1 pseudogene is annotated in these 235 nt (G+C 46.8%); it reads right to left on the bottom strand.

The features are described 5' to 3' along the window. A pseudogene (locus tag LJE11_RS21015) lies at positions 1 to 235 on the bottom strand (IS200/IS605 family accessory protein TnpB-related protein); the annotation flags it as partial.

Below are 235 nucleotides of genomic sequence, written 5' to 3' on the forward strand. Positions count from 1 at the left end.
GTCAATAAACTTTCTCCCCAGGACAGTTCCGTCTGCCCGCATGATGGTACAGACTACATCCGTATTGATCCCCAGATCCACACTGCAGATAATCTGCTCTTTTACAGGTGTCTGAGTAAGCGTCACTTCTTCTGTATAGGAAAAACGCAGGAAATATTTATGGTGTCTTTTCTCCAGTGCCGGGGCAGATGCCTTTTTCCCATACCAGTTCCTGCGCAGGTATTCCATATCCGTA

Source organism: Blautia sp. DFI.1.216 (assembly GCF_020594215.1).
In the GTDB taxonomy this organism is placed as follows: Bacteria; Bacillota; Clostridia; order Lachnospirales; family Lachnospiraceae; genus Blautia_A; species Blautia_A wexlerae.